Raw genomic sequence first — 4,081 nt, 5'->3', positions numbered from 1 at the left:
GGGTGTGTCAATAATTTTGTGTAAATACCCCTGTTTCTAGTAGATAGGTTAGCCCTGCTTATTTTACTTGGTAAAACTTCTATTTTAGGTGAAACACAGAGCCACAGCGGTAGCTGCTTGTCCTTGACCTTGTGCCTTTTCTTAGTTCTTGCTGGTTGGGTTCAGGGACCCAGCCAGCGAGAACTTAGAAAAGGTCGGTCGTGGTACGCTCGGTGTGCGGATGAAGTCCCACATAGGGCTTTATTTTTCCCATCCGCCAACGTACACAACACCACGACCGCAAACAAGGTCAAGGATGGCGGATTGGTGCTAGAGCTTAATATTCTAGTGCTTCAAACATGTGTATCAATTCTGATTTTGCCTTTTCAAAGCCTCGATGACAACGCATGCCAAATTTGTGATTATAGTCTAGAAACCGTGTCACGAGAAAACGTTCTAAGGATTCTTCATTCGGGAATTGTTCTTTGCGTTTGACATATCGTTTGATTTCTTTGTTAAAAGCTTCAATTAAATTTGTCGAGTAGATGCTGCGACGAATGGAAGCTGGAAAATCATAAAACGTTAAGATCTGTTCATTGTTCATCACAGATTCAATGACACGTGGATAGGGCTTTTCCCACTTACTTTGCATTTGTTCTAAGGCTTCTAAAGCTTCTTCACGGTCTTTCGCTTGATAGACAGCCTTGAAATCATCGAGAATGGCTGCGCGATCCTTTACACGTACTTTACTGGAAATGTTTCGAGCGACATGTACACAGCACACTTGATGCTTCGCCTTTGGATAGACGCGATGAATGCTATCCGTCATCCCTGGCAATCCATCGGAAATGAAAAGAAGGACGTTTTCTACTCCTCGCTCATGTAGGCATTGGATGAGTTCTTCCCATACGTGAGAAGACTCTGTTGGTGCAATGGTAAAGTCTAAAACTTCTTTGTTTCCTTCTTCCGTAATACCAATAGCGATGTAGACAGCTTCTTTTTCAACCGTTTGACGTCGAATCGGAATATGAGTGGCATCTAGGTAAATGCACACATAGCGTTCTTCCAGCTTTCGTTCATGGAAAGCCTGCACGTCTTCAGAAACAAGTTGCGTTAGGTTCGAAACCGTTTGTTTGGAATAGTGATGTCCATACATTCGCTCGATAAGATTAGCGATTTCATTTGTCGTAATCCCTTTTTCATAAAGATGAATGACAAACTGTTCCAGCGTATCATTGGAACGCTTATAAGGAGCTATTGTTTGTTGTTGGAACTCGCCATTACGGTCTCTAGGGATACGAAGATGTAGTTCTCCGTATTCGGTTTTAAACGTACGATCGTAAAAGCCATTACGGGAATTACCAGAATGAAAACCTTCTCGATCATAAGGCTCATAGTCTAAAAAGACAGTTAATTCATGTTTCAACAGCTGATTGATAGCTGTTTCCAAATGCTGACGAAAAACTTCTTCGATATCTTGTTTTTGTGCTAGTGCTTCGATTAAATCTGTAGTAAGATGATTCATAGGGAAGACCTCTTTTCTGTGAATTTAGTCGGCTAACTTTATTCTACAGAAAGGGTCTTCTTTTTTCTATGAACATCATTTAGTGCATTTCTATTTACACAAAATATTTTACACTCTCACTAAAGGTGTGATGTTATGTTTACCGAACGAGAGGCGATTAAACAACGTTTAAAGGAGATACAAGAAGAAAAAGACCGTCTATCGAAAGAAACCTTATTTTTACTTAATCGAATTAGGGAACTAGATAATGTTGAACGGCAGATCGAGTTGCCTACCGACGTTAATCCATTAGATGAAGATAACAAAGAGCAAATTTGGAAAGACATTCAACAAATGATTGAATCATCTCCTCCAATCCAATCAATCTTAAATGATATGCCTCCCAAAGAAAAAAACACAGGGACCAATCTGGCGACAACTTCTTTCCAAGAAGAACGAAGCATTGAAGAAGTCCACCAACAGATAAAAAGCTTTTTAATGGAGCGACGGGAGCCTGTTACTCGCAAAGAAATGAAGGAAATGCTTAAAGGAAATGGTTTATTGAAATGGGCGAGCGTTGATTACGTCATGAAAAAAGTCATGTCGGTTGATCGTAACATTCGCAAAGTTGGCCGTGGGCTGTTTGAATATGCCCCCCCTTCCTCAGACGAGGTTTAACACTTATCGCCAAGCCCTTTAGCGAAACCTGTTGTTTTTCTTATGCTTTAGTCGTTTACAAAAAAACTTCTTTAACGTGCAAAAGCTTGGGGCTTAACACCCCAAGCTTTTATCCATTGACGATAACTCCACCATTTACATGAAGAACCTGACCGCTGACATATGATGAGTCATCTGATGCCAAATAAACGTAGGCAGCGGCTAATTCTTCAGGCTGCCCCGCACGCTTCATCGGTGTATCACTGCCAAACTGTGCCACTTTTTGTGCGTCAAAGCTTGCTGGAATGAGCGGGGTCCAAATTGGTCCTGGCGCGACACCATTAACTCTAATCCCTTGTCCAACGATCGATTCTGACAAGGAACGAGTAAAGGCAACGATCGCTCCTTTGGTGGACGCATAATCAATTAAGTCCTTACTTCCTTGATAGGCTGTGATGGACGTTGTATTAATGATGGAAGCCCCTTGCTGCAAGTGAGGAAGGGCCGCTTTCGTTGTGTAAAAAAAGGAAAATACATTCGTGCGGAACGTTTGTTCTAACTGAGTGGAATCGATCGCTTCAAGCCCTGCTTGTGGATGCTGTTCTGCTGCGTTATTGACGACAATGTCCAAACGTCCAAATTGGTTAACAGTCTCTTGAACGATTTGTTGACAGATAGCCTCTTCACACACATCCCCTGGAAGCAAGTGGCACACTCCGCCAATCTGTTCCACATACTGCTTTGTTTCATTCGCGTCCCCGTGTTCATCTAAGTAAGAAATAGCGACTTTTGCACCTTCCTTGGCAAAGGCAACTGCAACTGCCCGGCCAATCCCACTATCCCCTCCTGTAATGAGAGCTACCTTTCCTGACAATTTTCCGCTCCCTCGGTAATCTGCCCGATCAAAAACTGGACGAGGGTTCATCTCTTCCTCAATGCCCGGTTGTTTCATCTGATGTTGCGGTGGTTGACTTGATGGGTATTGTTTGGTCATGAAACATCTCTCCTTCATGAACTACTTTCCCCACCTTTTCTCAAATTAACCATCCGATCTTATGGTTCATAAATCATTTTCTTCGTCATTCCTCCATCAATGATTAGATTTTCACCGTTGATAAATTGTTGTTCGTTACTCGCCAAAAATAAGCACGCAGAGGCAATATCTGCTGGGGTTCCAACCCGATTAGAAAAATGCTGCTTATGATCAATTGGACGAAGCTCCTCCCTTTTTCCCGTATGGATCCAACCGGGACTAATGGAGTTTACACGTATATTATAAGGCTGAAGAGAGGCGGCCAAAGCGTGGGTTAAAGCAATGACTCCTCCTTTCGCTGCAGCGTACATCTCGGAATCAGGCTCAGACATGAACGCGCGAGTGGAGGCAATATTAATAATCGCTCCACCTCCACCTTTTTTCATGAGCCGTGCTGCCTGTTGAGAACAGAAAAATACACTCCTTACGTTCGTGTGAATCACTTCATCCCATGCTTCCTCTGTGACGTCAAAGAGGTTTTTCCAGATGGAAATCCCAGCATTGTTTATGAGGACATCAAGACTACCTTCCTCGCCTCTGATTTGAGCGAACAAATGGTTAATCTCACTAATGTTTTTTACGTCGCAATGTATAAATCGCGCCTCTCCATTTTGCGTGATTCGTTCAGCCGCCTCATGCCCTCTATCAACATTGACATCTGCAAGAATGACCCGATCTCCAGCCGCTGCAAACGCTGCCGCGATCTCAGTACCAATCCCTTGTGCCGCTCCTGTTACTAAAACGATCCGCTTTGTCATACCTTTCCCCCCCCACCTGAAAACGTATTGTCAAAACTTTATATAAAAATAGGCTATTAAATCCTATATTAGAGGGCTTTATAAGCAAAAAAATTGCCACTCCCTGATTTCTGTAGATAATTGAGGTTACCAAACACCCAATTCCAGAAA

General features: G+C 42.8%; 4 protein-coding genes. 1 reads left to right on the top strand and 3 read right to left on the bottom strand.

Annotated features, from left to right (window positions below; genetic code table 11):
• Positions 1-316: 316 nt before the first annotated feature.
• On the bottom strand, positions 317-1,504 hold the full coding sequence (locus tag E2L07_RS13450; RefSeq protein WP_134228649.1) for an IS256 family transposase: 1,188 nt from the start codon (positions 1,502-1,504) through the stop codon (positions 317-319).
• A gap of 135 nt (positions 1,505-1,639) precedes the next feature.
• Between E2L07_RS13450 and E2L07_RS13445 the strand changes: the two genes are divergently transcribed.
• A complete protein-coding gene (locus E2L07_RS13445) occupies positions 1,640-2,161 on the top strand; it encodes a Rok-like winged helix domain-containing protein (RefSeq protein WP_053431434.1) in 522 nt (173 codons plus the stop codon).
• 109 nt (positions 2,162-2,270) lie between these two features.
• Here the strand turns inward: E2L07_RS13445 and E2L07_RS13440 are convergent, their stop codons facing one another.
• Positions 2,271-3,134, bottom strand: coding sequence for an SDR family oxidoreductase (locus E2L07_RS13440; protein ID WP_134229819.1), 864 nt, complete (start codon positions 3,132-3,134; stop codon positions 2,271-2,273).
• A gap of 59 nt (positions 3,135-3,193) precedes the next feature.
• Positions 3,194-3,931 (bottom strand): SDR family NAD(P)-dependent oxidoreductase, encoded by a 738-nt coding sequence (locus tag E2L07_RS13435; RefSeq protein ID WP_134229818.1) that lies wholly within the window; start codon positions 3,929-3,931, stop codon positions 3,194-3,196.
• Positions 3,932-4,081: the final 150 nt, after the last annotated feature.

It is taken from the genome of Halalkalibacterium halodurans (assembly GCF_004376175.1).
In the GTDB taxonomy this organism is placed as follows: domain Bacteria; phylum Bacillota; class Bacilli; order Bacillales; family Bacillaceae_D; genus Halalkalibacterium; species Halalkalibacterium halodurans.
The sequence above is the reverse complement of the archived record's forward strand: the minus strand, read 5'-3'. Positions and strand labels throughout refer to the sequence as shown.

Coding starts and splice junctions, on each gene's coding strand:
- E2L07_RS13435 (WP_134229818.1), bottom strand. CDS start 3,931: ATGACAAAGCGGATCGTTTTAGTAACAGGAGCGGCACAAGGGATTGGT.
- E2L07_RS13440 (WP_134229819.1), bottom strand. CDS start 3,134: ATGACCAAACAATACCCATCAAGTCAACCACCGCAACATCAGATGAAA.
- E2L07_RS13445 (WP_053431434.1), top strand. CDS start 1,640: ATGTTTACCGAACGAGAGGCGATTAAACAACGTTTAAAGGAGATACAA.
- E2L07_RS13450 (WP_134228649.1), bottom strand. CDS start 1,504: ATGAATCATCTTACTACAGATTTAATCGAAGCACTAGCACAAAAACAA.